A 19,755-nucleotide genomic window follows, 5' to 3' on the forward strand; every position below is an offset into this window, starting at 1 on the left:
CGGCGCGCGGCTCATGGTCAGGACTCTCGGCAAGCTGTTGTTGTGGGTCGCGATCCTTGCCTGCCTCGCCGTGGCGGTGGTGCCGCACTTCACAGGCCGGCCGATCGGCCCGTCACCGCCGCGCGACCCCGCCGGGGTCAGGCACCCGGCCTGAGCAGGTCGAGCACGGCCGCGGTCATCGCCGTCGCGCCCGTCACGATCGACGGCTCCGGCGCGATCTTGAACAGCGGCGAATGGTGCGACGGCACGGGCGGACCGCCCGCCTTGGCCGCCGCCAGCACCTCGGCGGGAGTTCCGCCCACGGCGAAGTAATAGCCCTTCACCCCCGTGTCCGGCTGGACGTAGTAGGCGAAGTCCTCGGCACCCATGCCCTTCTGGTTGAAGGGGATGACGTGATCGGCCCCCAGCGTCTGCGCCATCACCGCATTCAGCCGCCGGGCGAGCGGGGCGTCGTTGATCGTCGTCGGCGTCCCTTCGGTCACCGTGACCACAGGCATCTTGTCCTCGGGCATGCCGTTCATGATCCCGATGCCGCGGGCCACGCGCTTGATTCCGGCGAGCAGTTGCGCGCGGGTCGCCTCGTCATTGGCGCGCACCGTCACCTGCAGCTTCGCCTCGTCGGAGATGATGTTGTGCTTCAGCCCGGCGTGGAAGCTGCCCACGGTGATGACCCCCGGCGCCAGCGGCTGGCGCTCGCGGCTGATGATGCCTTGCAGGGCGATCACGAGCTGCGAGGCCATATAGACCGGGTCCTTGCCCATATGCGGGCTCGCGCCGTGCGCGCCGATGCCGGGCACGGTGATGTCGACCGAATCAGACGAGGAATATTGGATGCCCTCAGACGCCGAGACGGTGCCCGCCGCTCCTTCGGAATTGACGTGGAAGGCCAGTGCATATTCGGGCTTGGGGAAGCGCGTGTAGAGCCCGTCCTTGAGCAGCGCGGCCGCCCCGCCGACCCGCTCCTCGGCCGGCTGCACGACGAAGACAACGGTGCCGCGCCACCGCTCCCTGAGCGCCGCCAGCCGCCGCGCGGTCGCCACCATCGCCGTGATGTGCGTATCGTGTCCGCAGGCATGCATCACCGGCGCCTCGACGCCGTCCACCCCGACTTGCCGGACCTTGGAGGCGTTGGGCAGCCCCGACTTCTCCTCGACCGGCAGTCCGTCCATATCGGCGCGGACCAGCACGACCGGGCCGGCGCCATTCTTCAGCACCCCGACCACGCCGGTCCCGCCGACCTTGTCGGTAACGACCATGCCGGGGACCTTGCGCAGCTCGGCGGCCATGCGCGCGCCGGTCTTCACCTCGCGGAAGCTCAGCTCGGGATTGCGGTGGAACCAGTCCCACAGCGCGCCGAGATCGCGGTCGTAATCCGCCTTGATCGCTGCGGCATAGTCCGGCGGCGTCTGCGCAGCGACCGCGGTGGCGGACAGACAGGTCGCGGCGAGCGCGAGGGCGGCGGTCAGGCGCATGGATTCCCCTTTTTTGATTGCGGGGGAAGCTATCCGATTGTGGGGACGGGGCAAGAGGCTGTGGGCCTGAGCCGCGTCCTGCCTCTGACCGTCATCCCCGCGCAGGCGGGGATTCAGACGGTGTGACGTCGGGGCTCCAGCCGCTATCGTCAGAGGTTATGGATTCCCGCCTGCACGGGGATGACGGTGATTGTGAACGCGGCATTCCGCCTAACCGACGAACGCCCGCTCGATCACGAAGGTGCCGGGATTCGCGTTCGACCCTTCGACGAACCCCCTCTCCTCCAGCAGCTTGGCGAAGTCGCGGATCATCTCGGTCGAGCCGCACAGCATCACGCGATCGGTCTTCGGGTCGAGCGCCGCTGCGCCCTCGATCCCGGCGAACAGCGTGCCGTCGTCGATCAGCGCGCCCAGCCGCTTGGTGTTGCGGAACGGCTCGCGCGTGACGGTCGGGATGTAATGGAACTGCGCCGCCGCCTCGTCCGCGATCAGCGGATCCTCGGCCAGCTTGCCGTCGAGCTCGTCATGATAGGCCAGGTCGCTGACCCGGCGCACCGAATGGGCGATCACCACCTTGTCATAGCCCGAATAGACGTCCGGATCGCGCATCAGCGACAGGAACGGGGCGAGGCCGGTGCCCGTCGACAGCATGAACAGCCGCTTGCCCGGCAACAGCGCGTCGAGCACGAGCGTGCCCGTCGGCTTCTTGCCCATATAGATGTCGTCGCCGGGCTGGATCAGCTGGAGCCGGCTGGTCAGCGGCCCGTCCTGCACCTTGATCGACAGGAACTCCAGCTCCTCCGCGTAATGCGGGCTGGCGATCGAATAGGCGCGGACCAGCGGCTTCTTGTCGCCCGCCAGCCCGATCATCACGAACTCGCCCGAGCGGAAGCGGAAGCTCGCCGGCCGCTCGATTGCGAAGGAGAAGAGATGCTCGTTCCAGTGGCGGACCCACAGCACCTTGGCCGTCAGGAAGGCGGGGTTCTCGGGCAGTAGCGCAGGCGCGCGGGTCTCGGTGGTGACAGTCATCAGGGGTCCGGCAGTGTCTTGCGAATGGCGCGCAATAAGAGGGGGGTGGCGGGGGGTCAACCATAGCGTCCCTCGCCCGGGCCATAGCCGCCCTTCTCCGGGCCCGCCGCCCGCTGCGACCGGACACGTGTTGCTCTGTTGTTCCCGCAGCCTGCTTTACCATATGGTTGGGCATGGCCATCCAGATCCGCACCAGTCTCGCCGAGCCGGAAACCGGCGAGACCTTCGTCCCCCACCGCCCCGCCCGACCGGAGAAGGTGGAGGGCGGCAAACGGTTCGAGCTGGTGAGCGAATATACCCCCTCGGGCGACCAGCCGACCGCGATCCGCGAGCTGGTCGAGGCGGCGCGCGCGGGCGAGAAGGATCAGGTGCTGCTCGGCGTCACCGGTTCGGGCAAGACCTTCACCATGGCCAAGGTGATCGAGGAGATGCAGCGCCCCGCGCTGATCCTCGCGCCGAACAAGATCCTCGCCGCTCAGCTCTATGGCGAGTTCAAGTCCTTCTTCCCGAACAATGCGGTCGAGTATTTCGTCAGTTACTACGATTATTACCAGCCCGAGGCCTATGTGCCGCGGTCCGACACCTATATCGAGAAGGAGTCGTCGATCAACGAGGCGATCGACCGGATGCGCCACTCGGCGACGCGCTCGCTCCTGGAGCGCGACGACGTGCTGATCGTCGCTTCCGTGTCGTGCCTGTACGGCATCGGTTCGGTCGAGACCTATTCGGCGATGATCTTCGACCTGAAGAAGGGTCAGACGGTCGATCAGCGGGAGATCGTCCGCAAGCTCGTCGCGCTCCAGTACAAGCGCAACGACGCCGCCTTCATGCGCGGCAACTTCCGCGTGAAGGGCGACAATCTGGAGATCTTCCCCTCGCACTACGAGGACAGCGCCTGGCGCGTATCGTTCTTCGGCGACGAGATCGAGGAGATCGTCGAATTCGATCCGCTGACCGGATCGAAGGTCGCCAGCCTGAACAGCATCCGCATCTATGCGAACAGCCATTACGTCACGCCCGGCCCGACGATGAAGCAGGCGACCGAGGCGATCAAGCACGAGCTGGCCGAGCGGCTGAAGGAGCTGGAGGCGGAGGGCAAGCTGATCGAGCATCAGCGGCTGGAGCAGCGCACCCACTTCGATCTGGAGATGATCGCCGCGACCGGCAGCTGCAACGGCATCGAGAATTACAGCCGTTTCCTGACCGGCCGCCTGCCCGGCGAACCGCCGCCCACCCTGTTCGAGTATCTGCCGGAAAACGCGCTTCTCTTCGTCGACGAGAGCCACCAGACGGTGCCGCAGATCGGCGCGATGGCGCGGGGCGATCATCGGCGCAAGATCACGCTGGCCGAATATGGCTTTCGCCTGCCGAGCTGCATCGACAACCGCCCGCTCCGCTTCAACGAATGGGACGCGATGCGCCCGCAGACGGTCAGCGTCTCGGCGACGCCCGGCTCGTGGGAGATGGAGCAGGCGGGCGGCGTCTTCGCCGAACAGGTGATCCGGCCGACCGGGCTGATCGACCCGCCGGTCGAGATCAAGCCGGTCGAGGAGCAGGTGCAGGACCTGATCCAGGAGTGCAAGGCGACCACCGCCAAGGGCTATCGCACCCTCGTCACCACGCTGACCAAGCGGATGGCGGAGGATCTGACCGAATATATGCACGAGGCGGGGATCAAGGTCCGCTACATGCACTCGGACGTCGAGACGCTGGAGCGTATCGAGCTGATCCGCGACCTGCGGCTCGGCGTCTACGACGTGCTGATCGGCATCAACCTGCTGCGCGAGGGGCTGGACATTCCCGAATGCGGGCTAGTCGCGATCCTCGATGCGGACAAGGAGGGCTTTCTGCGATCGGAGACGTCGCTGATCCAGACGATCGGCCGCGCCGCGCGCAACGTCGACGGGCGCGTGATCCTCTATGCGGACCGCATCACCGGCTCGATGGAGCGGGCGATGAACGAGACGTCGCGGCGCCGCGAGAAGCAGCAGGCCTATAATCTCGAACATGGCATCACGCCCGCGACCGTGCGCAAGAATATCGGCGACATCATCGCCCATGTCGCGTCGAAGGATCAGGTGACGGTCGAGATCGACGAGGATCGGCCCCACATGGTCGGCCACAATCTGCGCGCCTATATCGAGGAACTTGAGAAGAAGATGCGCAAGGCCGCGGCGGACCTGGAGTTCGAGGAGGCCGGCCGCCTGCGCGACGAGATCCGGCAGCTGGAGAACGAAGAGCTGGGCCTACCGGTGGAGCAGCACAAGGCGCCGATCATGGGCCGCTCGAACGAGGGCAAGCCGGGAACGCGCAAGACGCGGTTCGGCAAGCAGCAGAAGATGCGGATGGGGGGTCGGCGCGGGGGGCGGTGAAATCGCTCGCGCCGACGCCTTTTACCGGCCGTACCGCGCGCCCCCACCGTTCGTGCCGAGCCTGTCGAAATGCTGTTCTTCTTCCCCCCTAATGGGGCACTCTAAAGAAAGGCAGGGCTTCGACACGCTCAGCCCGAACGGGGGTGGGTGTCGCGTATCAGCCCGAACGGGGTGGAGAATTCTCAGATCAGTCCTTCAGCCCCGCTGGCACCGTGCCGCCATTCTTCTCCAGTTCGCGCATCACCGCCTTGTGCAGCCAGATGTTCATCTCGGCCGAACCGTCCTTCGCGCCGGTATAGCCGAGCTCGGTCGCCAGCTCCTTGCGATTGTCGAGCGAGGAGTCGAGGTCGAGCAGCTTCATCAGGTCGACGATCGAGGTGCGCCAGTTGAGGTCGGGATTGCCCTTGCGCGCGGCGATCCCGGTCAGCACCGCCTCGACATCGACCGGCGTCGCCGGCGCAGCCGGTGCGGCGGCGGGGGCCTGAGCGGCGGGGGCCTGCGGCGTCGCGGCCGTGGTATGCGGGTGCGGGGCGGCCTGCGGCGCCGAAGCCGGCGTGGCAGGCGTGTCCTTCTTGCCGCTAAACTGACCGCCCAGCGGCCCGTGGTCGCCGAAGATGGCGCTCTTGATCTTGCCGAAAATGCTCATGTTCTTTCCTTACAGGGGCTCAGCCCATCGACAGATTTTCGGACCCGACGCCGTAATAGCTCGCGACGCGATCGGCATAGGCCTGGTCGAAGACGGGGGCGTTGTTCGCCCAGCTCGGCCCGCCTTCCAGCAGCCGGCGGTCGATGGTGATGACGTAGAGGTCGCGCACCGGGTCGAACTGCAGAAGCTGGAACGGCACCGGATAGAAGCTCTTGCCCATGCCCAAAAAGCCGCCCAGCGACAGCACCGCGTGCGTCACCCGGCCCGAGCCCTTGTGGACCATGAAGGAATAGACCGACCCGACCGCATCGCCGTCGCGGCTCTCGACCTTCACCGAATGCGCGACGTTCGACTGGATCAGGATCTGCGTGGGGGCATCGCTGGGGTTTGACATGCGTTCGGGCTCCATCTGTTGCCCGTCGAACCGGTGGCGCGGTCTGCCGGTTCCATGATCCTCGCGGGTTGAGCATCGCGAACGGCTTGCCTAGGCCGGCGGGATGCGATCCCCCCTCCGACCCGCCCTCGTCCTCGTCGCACTGCTCGCCGCCGGCTGCGTGCCGCAGGTCGCTCCGCCGCCCGTCGCCACCCCCGGTCCGACCCCGACGCCCGCCGCGCCGCCGCCACCCCGGCCCCTGGCGCAGGACTGGCGGGACTGGCCGCGCACCCCGGGTGACTGGCGCTACGATGCGGCGACGGTCGTCGCGCGCTACGATGCACCGGACGGACGGCCGCTCCTGACCCTGGCATGCGACCGGGCGGCCCGGCGCATCACCGTCACCCGCCCCTCGGTTGCCGCGGCGGCGGCGCTGACCGTGCGGACGACCAGCACGGTGCGCGCCCTGGCGGTGCAGGCGCGCGCGCCCGCCGATGCGACGTCGCCGATCATGCTGGATGCGACGCTGGCCGCAGGCGACCGGCTGCTGGACGCGATGGCGTTCAGCCGCGGCACCTTCACCGTCGAACAGGCTGGCCAGTCGCCGCTCGTCCTGCCGGCCTGGGCGGAGGTGGGCCGCGTCGTACAGGACTGCCGCTGAGGGACATCACCGAAGAGCCAGCGATCCTCGTGCAGAATTCTTCTGATTACAAGTCTTGCAACCACCCCCGTCATCGCTCACATTCCAGGTGTCGCCGGAGACGGCGGCATCTTGGCTATCAACAAGCGAAAGGAGGTGATCCGATGTCTCATGGTTCAGCAATGGGGTCGGTTCAGTTCGTTCGGGGGACCGGCTTCTAAAACCTTACGGCCGGCGCCGGGGGGTATCCTCCCCCAATCAACGGCGACGGAAAAGGTGATAGAGGCCCCATGGTCTCCCGGGCTGGAGCTCTCCGGCCGCTGACCATGTTTAGGGGTTGTCGGGCATTCCCGGGAGGGGTGCTCGGCAACCTCTTCTCATATCCGGAGCAGGAGATCGGCCTCCCGCCGCCCCGGCTCTCTCACGCGGCGTACCGGCCCGGCGCAGCGGTCGGGATCATCGGGTAGAGCACGCTCTCCTCGCGCTCGATCCGCTTGCCGAGCGCCTGCATGATCCGCCGCGTTTCCATTCCGAAGGCGATCCACTCCCGGGCCATGCGCTCGGCCGACCAGTTGGCGATATAGGCGCGGTAGCTGTCCGCGAGGTCGCCCATCTCCGCCGCGAACCGCGTCGCCATGGCCGATGCGCGGGGGTCCTGCCCCGTCTTGAGGCTGGGGTAGAGGAGCTTGTCCTCCTTCGCCAGATGCGCCAGGAGCTCGCGGGTCATATTCCACCGGATGCGGGCGATCCGCTCGGGCTCGGCGCGATCCTGCCCGATGGCCCCGAGAAGCTCGGCCGCCAGATCCATCAACGCCCTGTGTTCGGCCGACAAGGTCGCACGATCCAGCATGACCGACACTCCCGGTCCGGTGACGGCCCAGTCCGTCACCGCAAGCATGCTGGATAGTATACCCTGCTTTCCATCGGGTTAAGCGACGGTCAGACCGGCTGGAGCAGCCCCTCGCGCGCGATCTTGTCGCGCCACACCAGCGGCGCGAGCGTGTGGACGTTCTGCCCCTCCGCATCGACCGCGACCGTCACGGGGAAGTCGGCGACCTCGAATTCGTAGATGGCTTCCATGCCCAGATCCTCGAAGCCGACGACCTTGCTCCCCTTGATCGCCCGCGCGACCAGATACGCCGCCCCGCCCACCGCCATCAGATAGGCGCTCCTGTGATCGCGGATCGCCTCCGTCGCGGCCGGACCGCGTTCGGCCTTGCCGACCATCGCGAGCAGACCCTGTTCGAGCATCATGCGCGTGAACTTGTCCATCCGGGTGGCGGTGGTGGGGCCGGCCGGGCCGACCACCTCCTCGCCGACCGGATCGACCGGGCCGACATAATAGATCACCCGCCCCCGGAACTCGACCGGCAGCGGCTCGCCGCGCGCCAGCATGTCGGCGATCCGCTTGTGGGCGGCGTCGCGCCCGGTCAGCATCTTGCCGTTGAGCAGCAGCCGGTCGCCATGCTTCCAGCTCTGCACCACCTCCGGCGTCAGCGTGTCGAGATCGACGCGCTTGGCGGCGGCGTCAGGCTTCCAGTCGACCTTCGGCCATTCGTCGAGCTTCGGCGCCTCCAGATAGGCGGGGCCGGTGCCGTCGAGGGTGAAGTGCGCGTGGCGGGTCGCAGCGCAATTGGGGATCATCGCCACCGGCTTCGACGCGGCATGGGTCGGCCAGTCGAGGATCTTGACGTCGAGGATGGTCGACAGGCCGCCCAGCCCCTGCGCCCCGATGCCGAGCGCGTTGACCTTGTCGAACAGCTCGATGCGCAGCGCTTCCAGATCGTTCCTCGGCCCGCGCGCCTTGAGCTGGCCCATGTCGATCGCGCCCATCAGCGACTCCTTGGCGAGCAGCATCGCCTTTTCCGCCGTGCCGCCAATGCCGATGCCCAGCATGCCGGGCGGGCACCAGCCCGCACCCATCTGGGGCACCATCTCCAGCACCCAGTCGACGATCGAATCGCTGGGATTCATCATCTTGAACTTCGACTTGTTCTCCGACCCGCCGCCCTTCGCGGCGACGTCGACGCTCACCGTCGCGCCCGGCACCATCTCGACGTGAAGGACGGACGGGGTGTTGTCGCGGGTATTGCGCCGGGTGAAGGCGGGATCGGCGAGGATCGAGGCGCGCAGCTTGTTCTCCGGGTGGAGATAGGCGCGGCGCACGCCCTCGTCGACGACCTCCTGCAACGACCGGTCGCCCGACAGCCGGCAATCCTGGCCCCACTTGACGAAGACGGTGACGATGCCGGTGTCCTGGCAGATCGGCCGGTGGCCCTCGGCGCACATCCGGCTGTTGGTCAGGATCTGGGCGATCGCGTCCTTCGCCGCGGGGCTCCGCTCGGCCTCATAGGCCTCGCCGAGCGCCCGGATGTAATCCATCGGATGATAGTAGCTGATGAACTGGAGCGCGTCGGCCACGCTCTCGATCAGGTCGGCGTCGCGGATGATCGTGGTCATGCGCCGCCCCATGCGCCAGCGCGCGGCGCGACGCAATCCGGCGGCGCGGTTGACCCGAGGCTTGAAAACGGGACAAGATGCTTCATGACCCGCGTCGTCGCCTCGCAACAAGCCTGCCGCCCTTTCGAGGCGCCGGACGGCGTGGACGCGAAGGATCGCCGGCCGGACTGACGCCGGCCGTCCCGACGCCCCACCTCTCTCCCCGCCCGTACCGGCGGGGGTCACCGTTCCGGGCGGGCCTACCGATCGGAACCTGTTTATGTCTTTCGAGCCGCTCGACGAGGCCGCGATCGCCCGGATCGCCACGGGCCTTCTGTCCGCCACCCTCCCCAAGGCCGAATGGACCCATGCCGCGCATTTCGCCGCCGCGCTCTGGATCCTGCGCCACCGTCCCGACGCAGCGGATGCGATGCCGGACGTGATCCGGACCTACAATGTCGCGACCGGCGGCGTGAACAGCGATATGGCGGGCTATCACGAGACGATCACCCGCGCCTCGATGCGCGTCGCCGCGCGGTGGCTCGCCGGTTACCCGGAGGAAAGACCGCTCGCCGACATCCTCGCGGCGCTGCTCGATTCGCCCTATGGACGCTCCGACTGGCTGCTGGCCCATTGGAGCCGCGAGCGCCTGTTCGGCGCGGAGGCCCGACGGCGCTGGGTCGAACCTGACCTGACGCCGCTTCCGGCCTGACGACGGATCTTAGCCTCAATCAGTGAACGCGGCGTTCACTACATGTGCAGGCCCGGTCGTAACGCATCCGGTTCTACAGGCCGGCCATGGCTATACGTTCCCGTATCGATCCGGCTCCGTCGCGCGCGCCCATCGCCGTCCTGCTCGGCGTAGTGCCGGATCAGGAGGACGATGGCGAGCTTGCACGCGACCGGCTGGAGCAGGTCGCCGCAGCCTGGCCGATGGCCGCGTCGGTCCAGGGGATCGCGGCCATCGCCGCCTGTCTTGCTACCGGCTGGAGCGTCGCGGCGCTTCTCCTGTCGGTGCTGCTGGCGATCGCCTCCGCCGCGACCTTCGCACTGGTGCGGCTGGTGCCCGACAGCTGGCGCCCCCATCACCGGGCCCAGGGCCTGTCCGCAGCGGCGGTCGTGATCGCCGGCACCCAACTCTCGCTCCTCTGGATGACGAGCGGCGCCGAGCCGGGCAGCGGCCGCTTCGCCGCGACCGTGCTGCTGGCCGGAGCGACCGGACTGTCGGGCCTGGCGATCCATGCGGTGCGGGCAGCGCTGCTCAGCTTCGGCGGCGGCCTGATCCTCGCCCTCGCTGCCTTCACCACCGCGCCACTGGTCGTGGCGGAGGCGGCCGCGCTGCTCGTCGTCCTCGCCTTCGCGACGCTGCGTCTCGCCAATGTCGACCGCGCGACCCTGCGGGCTGCGGTCGCCCGCAGCGGCGAGGGTCGGCAGGCGGTGAAGATGGTCGCCGAATTCGAGGGGCACGGCACCGGCTGGTTCTGGGAGACGGACCGTCAGGGCCGCGTCACCTATCTGTCGGCCAAGGTCGCCGCCGAGATCGCCGAACATGACGATCCGCCCATGGGCCGCCTGCTGACCGACGTCTTCCGCATGGACAGTGCGGCACCGGGCACCGAGCGGACGCTCGCCTTCCACATGTCGTCGCGCACCTCCTTTTCCGACTATTCCGTCTGCGCCGCCACCGACCGCGACGGGGCACGCTGGTGGTCGATCTCCGGCCGTCCGGTGGTCGACGGGCTCGGCCGCTTCCAGGGGTTCATCGGATCGGGCGCCGACCTGACCGAGAAGCGCCGGTCCGAGGCGGAAATCACCCGGCTGGCGCTGTTCGACAGCCTGACCGGACTGGCCAACCGCCAGCGCATGCGGCTGTCGCTCGACAAGACGCTGGCGCAGATCGCCGGACACAATCGGCCGGCCAGCCTGTTCCTGATGGATCTCGACCGGTTCAAGTCGGTCAACGACACGCTGGGGCATCAGGCGGGCGACACGCTGCTCAAGCAGGTCGCGCATCGTCTCCAGCGGGTGGTCGGCGAATCGGGCCTGGTGGGTCGGCTGGGCGGCGACGAATTCCAGGTGCTGCTGCCGGGCACGGATGCGCGCGAGACGCTCGCGACGCTCGCCCGCGCGCTGATCGATGCGCTGTCCCAGCCCTATCAGATCAAGGACACCCAGGTCAGCATCGGCTGCTCGATCGGCATCGCCATCGCGCCGCACGACGGCGAGGACGCCGAGACGCTGATCCGCAATGCCGATCTCGCCCTCTACGCCGCCAAGGGCGACGGACGGGGCGTCCACCGCTTCTACTCGCAGGAGATGCTGGCCGGCGCCAAGCATCGCCAGCAGCTGGAAGACGATCTGCGCGCCGCGATCGGCGCCGGCGACTTCCATCTCTGCTATCAGCCGGTGGTCAGCACCGCCGACGCGCAGATCGTCGGCTATGAGGCGCTGGTCCGCTGGACCCATGCCAAGCGCGGCCTCGTCTCGCCGGCGGAATTCATCCCCGTCGCCGAGGAATGCGGGCTGATCGAGGCCCTGGGCGAATGGGTGATGCGTACCGCCTGCACCGAAGCCGCACGCTGGCCGGCCAACGTGCGCGTCGCGGTCAATGTCTCGCCGGTCCAGTTCGCCAATCCCAACCTGCCCAACATCATCGCCAGCGCCCTCGCCCATTCGGGGCTCGCGGCGGCGCGGCTGGAGCTGGAGATCACCGAAGGCGTCTTCCTCAACGAGAGCAGCGCCACCGACCAGATGTTCAAGGCCCTGAAGGGCCTCGGCGTCCGCCTCGCGCTCGACGATTTCGGCACCGGCTATTCCTCGCTCGGCTATCTGCGCTCGGCGCCCTTCGACAAGATCAAGATCGACCAGTCGTTCGTCCGCGGCATCGCCCAGCCGGACAGCCGCAACGCGGCGATCATCAAGGCGATCGTCACGCTCGCCGACACGCTGGGGATGGAGACCACCGCGGAGGGGGTCGAGATCCAGGACGAGATCGAGCTGGTCCGCGATCTCGGCTGCAGCCACATCCAGGGCTTCGTCTATGGCAGACCGACCCGCGCCGAGGTCGTCGAGGGCTCTTTGAGCAAGGGCGAGGTGATCGCGCGGCCGGTCGGCTTCCGCGTCAGCCGCGCGCCGCGGACGCGCATCCTCCGCTCCGCCCAGGTCGTCGCCAAGGGCAAGCGGCGCGACGTGCGGCTGCGCAACATCTCGTCTCGCGGGGCGATGATCGACGGGATCAAGCTGGACGACGATATCGGGCTGGACCTGCTGATCGACCTGGTCGAGGACCGCATGATCGAGGCACAGGTCCGCTGGGCGCAGGACGGCCGTGCGGGCCTCAGCTTCGCCGAGGCTATCGACGTCAACGATCTGACCGGCGGCATGGCGGCGCGCCGCGCCGGTTGATCCGGCATCACCCCAATGCTTGTGAGGCAACCCGGCGGACGGTAGCATCTCCTTGTAAGATAGGGGAGAATGATGATGCTGTTGATCGCCCTTGTGACGGCCGCCGCCATGCAGGCCATGCCGGCTCCGGCGCCGACGGCCGCTCCCGCCGCCAGGGACAAGAAGATCTGCCGCCGCGACACCAGCATCGGCAGCCGGCTCGACGTGGTGAAGACCTGCAAGACCGCCGCCGAATGGGAGGCCTATAACGCGGCCGTCGCGCGGCTGGAAAACCGGCGCTCCGACGTCACCGGCAGCTCCGGTCGGATCGGGCGCGATCGCTGATTTGCGTTCAAAAAAATTTGCGTTCCACACCTGTTCTCTTGCGCTTCCCGGAAGCGGCGGAGAAACGCGCGTCGCTCGCCGCGCAGCTTCGAACCCTGCGCGCGGCTTGCCGCAACCGGGCGTTTATCCACTTGCCCGCCGACGCCATTTGCACAATCAGTAGCGTCAGGGGCCGGCAACGGACCCAATAACTGGTGTGTTCGTTCAGAAGATCGACGGCGACGCAGGCGATGGCCGGTCGACGAAGGACCCGTTTTGTTCTGCCCGCGACAGTGTTTGCGTGCTAAAAGGACGGACGGCCCCGATTCGAACGGATAGAGAACGTAAGGACTTGGGCAGACGATGGATTTCAGGGACGCAGCCATGACGACCGAGACGATCGATACCGCCCCCGACCTGCTGTCGGCGGCTGCCGCCACCCCGGTCGCGCTCGACAGCAAGTCGGTCACGCCCCGTCCCTTCCCGGTCGAGGTCGATCATTCGCGCGATGCGCTGCTGACCGATTTCGGCAGGGATACGCTCAACGACCGCTACCTGCTGCCGGGCGAGAGCTACCAGGACCTGTTCGTCCGCGTCGCCTCCGCCTATGCCGACGATGCCGCGCACGCGCAGCGCATCTACGACTATATCAGCCGCTTGTGGTTCATGCCGGCGACCCCGGTGCTGTCCAACGGCGGCACGGGCCGCGGCCTGCCGATCAGCTGCTATCTCAACTCGGTGCCCGACAGCCTGAACGGCATCGTCGATACCTGGAACGAGAATGTCTGGCTCGCCTCGCGCGGCGGCGGCATCGGCACCTATTGGGGCAATGTCCGCGGCATCGGCGAGCCGGTCGGCCTCAACGGCAAGACCAGCGGCATCATCCCGTTCGTGCGCGTGATGGACTCGCTGACGCTCGCGATCAGCCAGGGCAGCCTGCGCCGCGGGTCGGCGGCCTGCTATCTCGACATCTCGCACCCCGAAATCGAGGAGTTCCTCGAGATCCGCAAGCCGTCGGGCGACTTCAATCGCAAGGCGCTGAACCTGCATCACGGCGTGCTCATTCCCGACGCCTTCATGGAGGCGGTCCGCGACGGGCAGGAATGGGAGCTGAAGAGCCCCAAGGACGGCAGCGTCCGCGGCAAGGTGGATGCGCGCGCGCTGTTCCAGAAGCTGGTCGAGACCCGGCTGGCGACCGGCGAGCCCTACATCGTCTTCGCCGACCATGTGAACAAGAACATGCCCAAGCATCATCGCGAGCTGGGGCTGAAGGTGTCGACCTCCAACCTCTGCTCGGAGATCACGCTGCCGACCGGGATGGACCACAAGGGCAAGGACCGCACCGCGGTCTGCTGCCTGTCCTCGCTCAACCTCGAGACCTGGGACCAGTGGAAGGACGACAAGCAGTTCATCGAGGACGTGATGCGCTTCCTCGACAATGTGCTGCAGGACTATATCGACCGGCACGAGCCGGGCATGGAGCGCGCCGCCTATTCGGCCGGGCGCGAACGCTCGGTGGGGCTGGGCGTGATGGGCTTCCACTCCTTCCTCCAGGCGCGCGGCCTGCCGTTCGAAGGGGCGATGGCGAAGAGCTGGAACCTCAAGATCTTCAAGCACATCAACGCGCAGGTGAACCAGGCATCGATGACCCTGGCGGTCGAGCGCGGTCCCTGCCCCGATGCGGCGGACGTCGGCGTGATGGAGCGGTTCAGCTGCAAGATGGCGATCGCGCCGACCGCGTCGATCAGCATCATCTGCGGCGGTACCTCGGCCTGCATCGAGCCGATCCCGGCGAACATCTACACCCACAAGACGCTGTCGGGCAGCTTCGCGGTCAAGAACGCCTATCTGGAGAAGCTGCTCAACGAGAAGTCGAAGAACACCGATGCGGTTTGGAACTCGATCCTGGAGCATGGCGGATCGGTCCAGCATCTCGACTTCCTCTCGGTCGAGGAAAAGGACGTCTTCAAGACGAGCTTCGAGATCGACCAGCGCTGGCTGCTCGAACTCGCCGGCGACCGCACGCCCTATATCGACCAGGCGCAGTCGCTGAACCTGTTCATCCCGGCCGATGTCGAGAAGTGGGATTTGCTTATGCTCCACTTCCGCGCGTGGGAGCTGGGCATCAAGTCGCTCTATTATCTCCGCTCCAAGTCGGTCCAGCGCGCCGGTTTCGCCGGCGCCGAGGGCTCGGGCGGGGTCGAGGCGGACAATACGCTCAGCAAGCCGCAATTCTCGCTGGAAGAAACGACGGACTATGACGAGTGTCTGGCCTGTCAGTGAGGTGGTCGGGCGGTCTACTGACACCCTCACCCTCCCATCGCTGACGCGATGGGCCCCTCCCTCTCTCGGAGGAAAGGGGCGCGCCGTTATTTCCCTCTCCCCTCGGGAGAGGGAGGGAGCCGCGCAGCGGCGGAAGGGTGAGGGTGTGCGCAGTTACAACAATCATCGCTCTGGCACCGTCCAGCACGCTCGCCAGCTTCGCCGTGAAGCTCCTGAACCCGAACGCCGCCTGCTACGTGCGTTGCGCGAAGCTTTTCCGCATCTGAAATGGCGCCATCAGGCATCGGTCGGCCCGTTCTTTGCCGACATCCTCTGCTTCTCGGAACGTCTCGTGATCGAAGTCGACGGTGACACCCATGCAGCCAGCCAATCTGCCGATGCTCAGCGCATGGCTTACATGGCGCGCGAAGGCTATCGCACGATCCGCGTCACGAATGCCGATGTCGTGCAGAATATCGAGGGCGTCATCCAACACGTTTCCTTCTCCCTCCGGGAGAAGGAAGGGGCCCATGCGCAGCATGGGAAGGATGAGGATGTGGCGGGCATGAAAATGGGCGGCACCGCATGACCGGCACCGCCCTCACCCTTCCGCCGGCTGACGCCGGCTCCCTCCCTCTCCCAGTGGGAGAGGGAGAGTATGGCTCACTCCCTCTCCCAGTGGGAGAGGGAGAGTATGGCTCACTCCGCCTCTTCGAACATGTCGACGGCGTTCTGGGCGGTGGCGCTCAGCCGCACCGTGTCGCCCTCGACCTCGGCGACGAGGCCGAGCGGCAGGTAGTGGTGCTTGGCGCCCTGCCCGTCCTCGGTCGCGGGGCTGTCGTTCTTGGTCAGCTTGATCCGGTCGCCGTCGACATGGTCGACCGTGCCGACATGGACGCCGTCGGCGCCGATGACTTCTGCGTGTTCCTTGATCTGGCTGGTATCGACCATTCTCATTCTCCTGCAAGTCCGGCCTCGGAACGCATGGAGAAGGAGTTGGTCGCATGAGCTATGCCGTCGGAGTCATGTACGTCGTCGCCGCCGTCCTCGCCACGGTGGGCATCGCGCTGCTCGTCAGCCTTGCTGGTCCCAGCCGGACCGAGCGACAGGTCTACGCCTTTCGCATGATCGGCATCATGGCCACCGCGGCCGGCATCGTCCTCGCCATGTCGGCGACGGCGATGTGGCGGTGGAGCGTCACGCCCTGATCCCCTATCTTTACCGTTCACCGGAGTAAGTTCGCATGTCCCTCCTCGCCGCATCCAAGCAGTACAAGCCGTTCGAATACCCCTGGGCGTTCGAGTTCTGGAAGCGTCAGCAGCAGCTCCACTGGCTGCCCGAGGAGGTGCCGCTGGGCGAGGACTGCCGCGACTGGGCGCAGAAGCTGACCGATCACGAGCGCAACCTGCTCACCCAGATCTTCCGCTTCTTCACCCAGGCGGACGTCGAGGTGCAGGACTGCTATCACGAGAAGTACGGCCGCGTGTTCAAGCCGACCGAAATCAAGATGATGCTGACCGCGTTCAGCAACATGGAGACGGTCCATATCGCCGCCTACAGCCATCTGCTCGACACGATCGGCATGCCCGAGAGCGAATATGGCGCCTTCCTCGAATATGCCGAGCTGAAGGACAAGCACGACTATCTGCAGAAGTTCGGCGTCGATTCGGACGAGGACATCGCCCGCACGCTCGCCATGTTCGGCGGCTTCACCGAGGGCGTGCAGCTGTTCGCCAGCTTCGCGATGCTGATGAACTTCCCGCGCTTCAACAAGATGAAGGGCATGGGCCAGATCGTCAGCTGGTCGGTGCGCGACGAGAGCCTGCATTGCGAGGGCATCATCAAGCTGTTCCACGCCTTTACCAAGGAGCGCGGCTGCCTGACCAAGGCGGTGAAGGACGACATCGCCGATGTCTGCCAGACGACGATCCGCCTGGAGGACAATTTCATCGACCTCGCCTTCGAGATGGGGCCGGTGAACGGCATGACCGCCAAGGACATCAAGAAGTATATCCGCTTCATCGCCGACTGGCGGATGGGCCAGCTGGGCCTGAAGCCGATCTACATGATCGACGAGCATCCGATCCCCTGGCTGACGCCGCTGCTCAACGGCGTCGAGCACGCGAACTTCTTCGAGACGCGCGCGACCGAATATTCGAAGGCCGCGACCCGCGGCCAGTGGAACGATGTGTGGGACAGCTTCGACAAGCGCCAGAAGGCCAAGGCCGGCAAGGCGGCGAACGAAGACCCGGCCGACATGACCGACATGTTCGCGGCTGCGGGCGTAGCTGCGGAGTGAGGCTCTGACCCATGACGGGGGGGGGGGCCGCCCCCCCCCCTCTTCGTGGAGCGGCGATCACCCCTTCGTCGAAGTGACCGGATAGGCCTCAACGCCCCCGCCGAACCGGAACGCTGAAGTCGGCCGGCTTGTCCGCCACCCAGGCCACGAACCGCGCGATCGCAGGATGAGCGCGGAGCACCGCGGGATCGGCATAGGCCCGCGCCAGCTCGTGGTTGGCCAGCGTCGCGTGGATCGTGCGGTGGCAGATAGGGTGGACCGGCGCGGTGATGCGGCCACCCTCGCTCTTCGGCACCAGATGGTGCCATTCCACGCGCTGACCGAGCGGACGCTCGCACAAGGCGCAGGTCGGCGGCGCGGCGTTGCGCGCCTCGGCTAGGGCTGCCGCCGTCGCGAGCCCGGCCTTGCGCTTCACCCGACCTGTCATGCCAGGGATATGGGATGTGCGGCGTCTCGGCGAAAGACCGGCGCCCCAAGCGAAAGGGCGAGGCGGCCCCTCGGCCACCCCGCCCCTTCCGGCAGTCGTGCAGACGATCAGAAGTGCGCGACGAGACCCGCCTGCGGGCGGAAGCTCTCGGCGCTGCCGAAGGTCGACACCTCGAAGCGCAGGCGCACGCCCGAATTGCCGGTCAGGCCGCCCAGGCCGATGTCCTTCGGGCCCACCTCGGCGCCGACGCCATAGGTGATCGCGTGATAGTCGCGGCTGTCCGGGCCGAACCGGTCGAAATTGACCCAGCGATAGCCGACCTTGCCGTAGAACAGGCCGCTCTCGCCGGCGCGGAAGCCGAAGCGGCCGGCGGCGCCATAGCCCCAGTCGATCGCGCCATCGACGCCCTTGGTGACCTCACCCTCTGCACCGACGAAGACGGGGCCGAGCGGAACGTTCGCGCCGACGATGCCGGTCACGGTGCCGCCCTGCAGCTTGCGGCCGCCCAGCGGCGTGGCGGGGATGCCGTGGCCCGGATTGCGGTCGAACCCTTCCCAGCCGCCCATCACGGCGAAATAGGGCTCGAACCCGAAGGCGCCGGTGCCGTCGGGGGCGCCGGTCTCGGTGGTGGCCGGAGCGTCGGTCTGGGTGGCGGTGGCGGCCGGATCGGCCATGTTCGCGTCCTGCGCGAATGCCGGAACCGCCGCGACCGAGACGGTCAACGCTGCGACGGTGGCGAGGAGATAGTTACGCATGTTGTACACCTTGATCTGCTTCGACGACCGGAATGTGGCTGGCTTCCGCCTTGTCCGGGTCCCGCTGAATTCGCGACGATCCGCTTTGTTGCGGCGTCCAGGCGATTAACATGCTTAACCCGGAAACTGTTGCCGCAGCGCAACGCTTTCTGTCGATCTGATGAACCAAAATGGGCGAAAACTGGGCAGGACTGGGGCAGTGCAGTGCAAAAATACTATAGGTGATCTTCGCAGTCTTTTGTCGCACCGTCGGGCAGGGTCAGCACGACCCGCCGCCCCTTGCCGCGCAGCTCGAAGCCGGCGCCGGCATAATGGATGCCCGAGGCGACCGGCTGTTGGCGCAGCGTGACGGACGCGCCACCGACCGTCAGCGCGACCGTGCCGTCGCGGTTGTCGAAGCGGGCCGGCACGACGCTGCCGTCGGTACAGGCGTAGCGCGCGTTCGCAGTCTCCGGCGCCCCTGCCGAGGCGACTGGCACTTCTTCGTCGAACGTCACCGTCCGTACCCGCCAGTCATGCGCGCGCGGGTCGTCGCTGTCGAAGCCGTCCGCGATCCGGTGGAGCAGCGCGGATCCATGCCGGTCACCGATGGCGAACGGCACCGTCACATAGCGCTGGCCCATGCCGGCATCACCGTCGACGGGCGCACCGATCGTCACCGTGCCGGAAAGGCCCGCGAGGACGGCGAGCGCCTGCTGCCGGTCGGCCGGCGTCCCATCCCATTGCGCGGCGGCGGCCCGCTGGTCCTTCGCGATGGCACCGCGCAGGAACGCCGCAGCGACCGCGGCCGGATCACCGGGATCCGGTGCCGCCGTGGCCGGGCGGACAACCGCCTTCGCTTCGGAGGGCCGGCCACCCGCCGTGGAGGGCGAGGCCGACACCACAGGGGCCGCGTTGGACGCCGCCGCTCGCTCGGGCGGCGATGAGCACCCCGGAAGTGCCAGCGCCATCGCCAGCACGACCCCGCAGGCGCGCCCTGTCACGGGCGAAGGGCGGTATCGTCGCGATCGTCCAGTTCGTCGTCGTCGACCGTGTCGCTGTCGAAATCGTCCTGGACGTCGTCCTCGTCCATGTCGTCCTCGTCCATGGTCGTCTCGGCGTCGGTCACGCCGACCTCTTCGTCCTCCATGTCGAGGTCGTCGAGCGGCTCGTCCTCCTCGTCGTCCTCGCCCAGATCGGGATCGAGGTCGATCAGAATCACGCCGTCGCCCGGGCCGTCGCGCGTCGCCTCGAGGATCTCCGCGCGCTGGCTCTCGTCATAGCCTTCCTCGTCATAGCCGTCGTCGCCCGGACCCATGCCCGGCACCTGGTGACCGCCCATGTCGCTCTCCTT

Annotated in this window: 21 protein-coding genes; 10 read left to right on the forward strand and 11 right to left on the reverse strand. The window is 67.2% G+C overall.

Annotation, left to right across the window (positions count from 1 at the left end; translation table 11 throughout):
• Window positions 1-13 precede the first annotated feature (13 nt).
• Window positions 14-154, forward strand: a complete 141-nt coding sequence (locus tag IEX18_RS02155) for a hypothetical protein (protein ID WP_188657014.1) — start codon at window positions 14-16, stop codon at window positions 152-154.
• On the opposite strand, the gene IEX18_RS02160 is transcribed toward IEX18_RS02155, so the two are convergent.
• Window positions 138-1,472, reverse strand: a complete 1,335-nt coding sequence (locus IEX18_RS02160; protein WP_188657015.1) for an amidohydrolase — start codon at window positions 1,470-1,472, stop codon at window positions 138-140. The genes IEX18_RS02155 and IEX18_RS02160 overlap by 17 nt on opposite strands.
• 210 nt (window positions 1,473-1,682) lie before the next feature.
• Window positions 1,683-2,501, reverse strand: a complete 819-nt coding sequence (locus IEX18_RS02165) for a ferredoxin--NADP reductase (RefSeq protein ID WP_188657016.1) — start codon at window positions 2,499-2,501, stop codon at window positions 1,683-1,685.
• A 173-nt stretch (window positions 2,502-2,674) separates the two neighbouring features.
• Here IEX18_RS02165 and uvrB point away from each other — a divergent pair, with 173 nt between their 5' ends.
• The gene (gene uvrB / locus IEX18_RS02170; protein ID WP_188657017.1) at window positions 2,675-4,873 is read left to right on the forward strand and encodes an excinuclease ABC subunit UvrB; all 2,199 of its coding nucleotides are present in this window, start codon (window positions 2,675-2,677) and stop codon (window positions 4,871-4,873) included.
• A gap of 187 nt (window positions 4,874-5,060) precedes the next feature.
• Here uvrB and IEX18_RS02175 read toward each other — a convergent pair whose 3' ends face one another.
• Window positions 5,061-5,519, reverse strand: a complete 459-nt coding sequence (locus IEX18_RS02175) for a DUF3597 domain-containing protein (protein ID WP_188657018.1) — start codon at window positions 5,517-5,519, stop codon at window positions 5,061-5,063.
• A 19-nt stretch (window positions 5,520-5,538) separates the two neighbouring features.
• A complete protein-coding gene (locus IEX18_RS02180) occupies window positions 5,539-5,913 on the reverse strand; it encodes a PRC-barrel domain-containing protein (RefSeq protein ID WP_188657019.1) in 375 nt (124 codons plus the stop codon).
• A gap of 103 nt (window positions 5,914-6,016) precedes the next feature.
• Here IEX18_RS02180 and IEX18_RS02185 point away from each other — a divergent pair, with 103 nt between their 5' ends.
• On the forward strand, window positions 6,017-6,553 hold the full coding sequence (locus IEX18_RS02185) for a hypothetical protein (RefSeq protein ID WP_188657020.1): 537 nt from the start codon (window positions 6,017-6,019) through the stop codon (window positions 6,551-6,553).
• A gap of 400 nt (window positions 6,554-6,953) precedes the next feature.
• Here IEX18_RS02185 and IEX18_RS02190 read toward each other — a convergent pair whose 3' ends face one another.
• Both IEX18_RS02190 and IEX18_RS02195 read right to left on the reverse strand, forming a co-directional pair.
• Complete coding sequence (locus IEX18_RS02190) at window positions 6,954-7,430, reverse strand: hemerythrin domain-containing protein (RefSeq protein ID WP_229664308.1); 477 nt, start codon at window positions 7,428-7,430, stop codon at window positions 6,954-6,956.
• A gap of 41 nt (window positions 7,431-7,471) precedes the next feature.
• Complete coding sequence (locus IEX18_RS02195) at window positions 7,472-8,992, reverse strand: fumarate hydratase (RefSeq protein WP_188657021.1); 1,521 nt, start codon at window positions 8,990-8,992, stop codon at window positions 7,472-7,474.
• 259 nt (window positions 8,993-9,251) lie between these two features.
• Here IEX18_RS02195 and IEX18_RS02200 point away from each other — a divergent pair, with 259 nt between their 5' ends.
• From IEX18_RS02200 to IEX18_RS02220, 5 genes are all read left to right on the forward strand, one after another.
• Window positions 9,252-9,683 carry a hypothetical protein gene (locus tag IEX18_RS02200; RefSeq protein ID WP_188657022.1) on the forward strand — a complete coding sequence of 144 codons (432 nt, stop codon included), beginning with the start codon at window positions 9,252-9,254 and terminating at the stop codon, window positions 9,681-9,683.
• 86 nt (window positions 9,684-9,769) lie between these two features.
• Window positions 9,770-12,376: a putative bifunctional diguanylate cyclase/phosphodiesterase gene (locus IEX18_RS02205; protein WP_188657023.1), complete on the forward strand. Its 2,607-nt coding sequence runs from the start codon at window positions 9,770-9,772 to the stop codon at window positions 12,374-12,376.
• A gap of 69 nt (window positions 12,377-12,445) precedes the next feature.
• Window positions 12,446-12,700: a hypothetical protein gene (locus IEX18_RS02210; protein WP_229664309.1), complete on the forward strand. Its 255-nt coding sequence runs from the start codon at window positions 12,446-12,448 to the stop codon at window positions 12,698-12,700.
• A gap of 342 nt (window positions 12,701-13,042) precedes the next feature.
• On the forward strand, window positions 13,043-14,962 hold the full coding sequence (locus IEX18_RS02215) for a ribonucleoside-diphosphate reductase subunit alpha (protein WP_188657025.1): 1,920 nt from the start codon (window positions 13,043-13,045) through the stop codon (window positions 14,960-14,962).
• 145 nt (window positions 14,963-15,107) lie between these two features.
• Complete coding sequence (locus IEX18_RS02220) at window positions 15,108-15,530, forward strand: endonuclease domain-containing protein (protein WP_229664310.1); 423 nt, start codon at window positions 15,108-15,110, stop codon at window positions 15,528-15,530.
• 110 nt (window positions 15,531-15,640) lie between these two features.
• On the opposite strand, the gene IEX18_RS02225 is transcribed toward IEX18_RS02220, so the two are convergent.
• A complete protein-coding gene (locus tag IEX18_RS02225; protein ID WP_188657027.1) occupies window positions 15,641-15,892 on the reverse strand; it encodes a DUF2171 domain-containing protein in 252 nt (83 codons plus the stop codon).
• Between the two features lie 53 nt (window positions 15,893-15,945).
• Here IEX18_RS02225 and IEX18_RS02230 point away from each other — a divergent pair, with 53 nt between their 5' ends.
• Both IEX18_RS02230 and IEX18_RS02235 read left to right on the forward strand, forming a co-directional pair.
• Window positions 15,946-16,149 (forward strand): hypothetical protein, encoded by a 204-nt coding sequence (locus IEX18_RS02230; RefSeq protein ID WP_188657028.1) that lies wholly within the window; start codon window positions 15,946-15,948, stop codon window positions 16,147-16,149.
• A gap of 35 nt (window positions 16,150-16,184) precedes the next feature.
• The gene (locus IEX18_RS02235; RefSeq protein ID WP_188657029.1) at window positions 16,185-17,240 is read left to right on the forward strand and encodes a ribonucleotide-diphosphate reductase subunit beta; all 1,056 of its coding nucleotides are present in this window, start codon (window positions 16,185-16,187) and stop codon (window positions 17,238-17,240) included.
• Between the two features lie 88 nt (window positions 17,241-17,328).
• Here IEX18_RS02235 and IEX18_RS02240 read toward each other — a convergent pair whose 3' ends face one another.
• The 4 genes from IEX18_RS02240 to IEX18_RS02255 form a co-directional block, all read right to left on the reverse strand.
• Window positions 17,329-17,667, reverse strand: coding sequence for an HNH endonuclease family protein (locus tag IEX18_RS02240; RefSeq protein ID WP_229664311.1), 339 nt, complete (start codon window positions 17,665-17,667; stop codon window positions 17,329-17,331).
• A 107-nt stretch (window positions 17,668-17,774) separates the two neighbouring features.
• Window positions 17,775-18,422 carry an opacity protein gene (locus tag IEX18_RS02245; protein WP_188657030.1) on the reverse strand — a complete coding sequence of 216 codons (648 nt, stop codon included), beginning with the start codon at window positions 18,420-18,422 and terminating at the stop codon, window positions 17,775-17,777.
• 215 nt (window positions 18,423-18,637) lie between these two features.
• A complete protein-coding gene (locus IEX18_RS02250) occupies window positions 18,638-19,405 on the reverse strand; it encodes an MliC family protein (RefSeq protein ID WP_188657031.1) in 768 nt (255 codons plus the stop codon).
• Complete coding sequence (locus IEX18_RS02255; protein WP_188657032.1) at window positions 19,402-19,743, reverse strand: DNA primase; 342 nt, start codon at window positions 19,741-19,743, stop codon at window positions 19,402-19,404. The genes IEX18_RS02250 and IEX18_RS02255 overlap by 4 nt, the downstream gene beginning before the upstream one ends.
• Window positions 19,744-19,755 lie beyond the last annotated feature (12 nt).

It is taken from the genome of Sphingomonas metalli (assembly GCF_014641735.1).
GTDB lineage: Bacteria > Pseudomonadota > Alphaproteobacteria > Sphingomonadales > Sphingomonadaceae > Sphingomonas > Sphingomonas metalli.

Bases quoted from the DNA above. Each gene is read 5' to 3' on its own strand.
- IEX18_RS02200 (WP_188657022.1), top strand. From the start codon at position 9,252: ATGTCTTTCGAGCCGCTCGACGAGGCCGCGATCGCCCGGATCGCCACG.
- IEX18_RS02225 (WP_188657027.1), bottom strand. From the start codon at position 15,892: ATGGTCGATACCAGCCAGATCAAGGAACACGCAGAAGTCATCGGCGCC.
- IEX18_RS02205 (WP_188657023.1), top strand. From the start codon at position 9,770: ATGGCTATACGTTCCCGTATCGATCCGGCTCCGTCGCGCGCGCCCATC.
- IEX18_RS02165 (WP_188657016.1), bottom strand. From the start codon at position 2,501: ATGACTGTCACCACCGAGACCCGCGCGCCTGCGCTACTGCCCGAGAAC.
- uvrB (WP_188657017.1), top strand. From the start codon at position 2,675: ATGGCCATCCAGATCCGCACCAGTCTCGCCGAGCCGGAAACCGGCGAG.
- IEX18_RS02155 (WP_188657014.1), top strand. From the start codon at position 14: ATGGTCAGGACTCTCGGCAAGCTGTTGTTGTGGGTCGCGATCCTTGCC.
- IEX18_RS02245 (WP_188657030.1), bottom strand. From the start codon at position 18,422: ATGCGTAACTATCTCCTCGCCACCGTCGCAGCGTTGACCGTCTCGGTC.
- IEX18_RS02160 (WP_188657015.1), bottom strand. From the start codon at position 1,472: ATGCGCCTGACCGCCGCCCTCGCGCTCGCCGCGACCTGTCTGTCCGCC.
- IEX18_RS02175 (WP_188657018.1), bottom strand. From the start codon at position 5,519: ATGAGCATTTTCGGCAAGATCAAGAGCGCCATCTTCGGCGACCACGGG.
- IEX18_RS02195 (WP_188657021.1), bottom strand. From the start codon at position 8,992: ATGACCACGATCATCCGCGACGCCGACCTGATCGAGAGCGTGGCCGAC.
- IEX18_RS02230 (WP_188657028.1), top strand. From the start codon at position 15,946: ATGAGCTATGCCGTCGGAGTCATGTACGTCGTCGCCGCCGTCCTCGCC.
- IEX18_RS02180 (WP_188657019.1), bottom strand. From the start codon at position 5,913: ATGTCAAACCCCAGCGATGCCCCCACGCAGATCCTGATCCAGTCGAAC.
- IEX18_RS02235 (WP_188657029.1), top strand. From the start codon at position 16,185: ATGTCCCTCCTCGCCGCATCCAAGCAGTACAAGCCGTTCGAATACCCC.
- IEX18_RS02190 (WP_229664308.1), bottom strand. From the start codon at position 7,430: ATGCTTGCGGTGACGGACTGGGCCGTCACCGGACCGGGAGTGTCGGTC.
- IEX18_RS02240 (WP_229664311.1), bottom strand. From the start codon at position 17,667: ATGACAGGTCGGGTGAAGCGCAAGGCCGGGCTCGCGACGGCGGCAGCC.
- IEX18_RS02255 (WP_188657032.1), bottom strand. From the start codon at position 19,743: ATGGGCGGTCACCAGGTGCCGGGCATGGGTCCGGGCGACGACGGCTAT.
- IEX18_RS02185 (WP_188657020.1), top strand. From the start codon at position 6,017: ATGCGATCCCCCCTCCGACCCGCCCTCGTCCTCGTCGCACTGCTCGCC.
- IEX18_RS02215 (WP_188657025.1), top strand. From the start codon at position 13,043: ATGGATTTCAGGGACGCAGCCATGACGACCGAGACGATCGATACCGCC.
- IEX18_RS02210 (WP_229664309.1), top strand. From the start codon at position 12,446: ATGATGATGCTGTTGATCGCCCTTGTGACGGCCGCCGCCATGCAGGCC.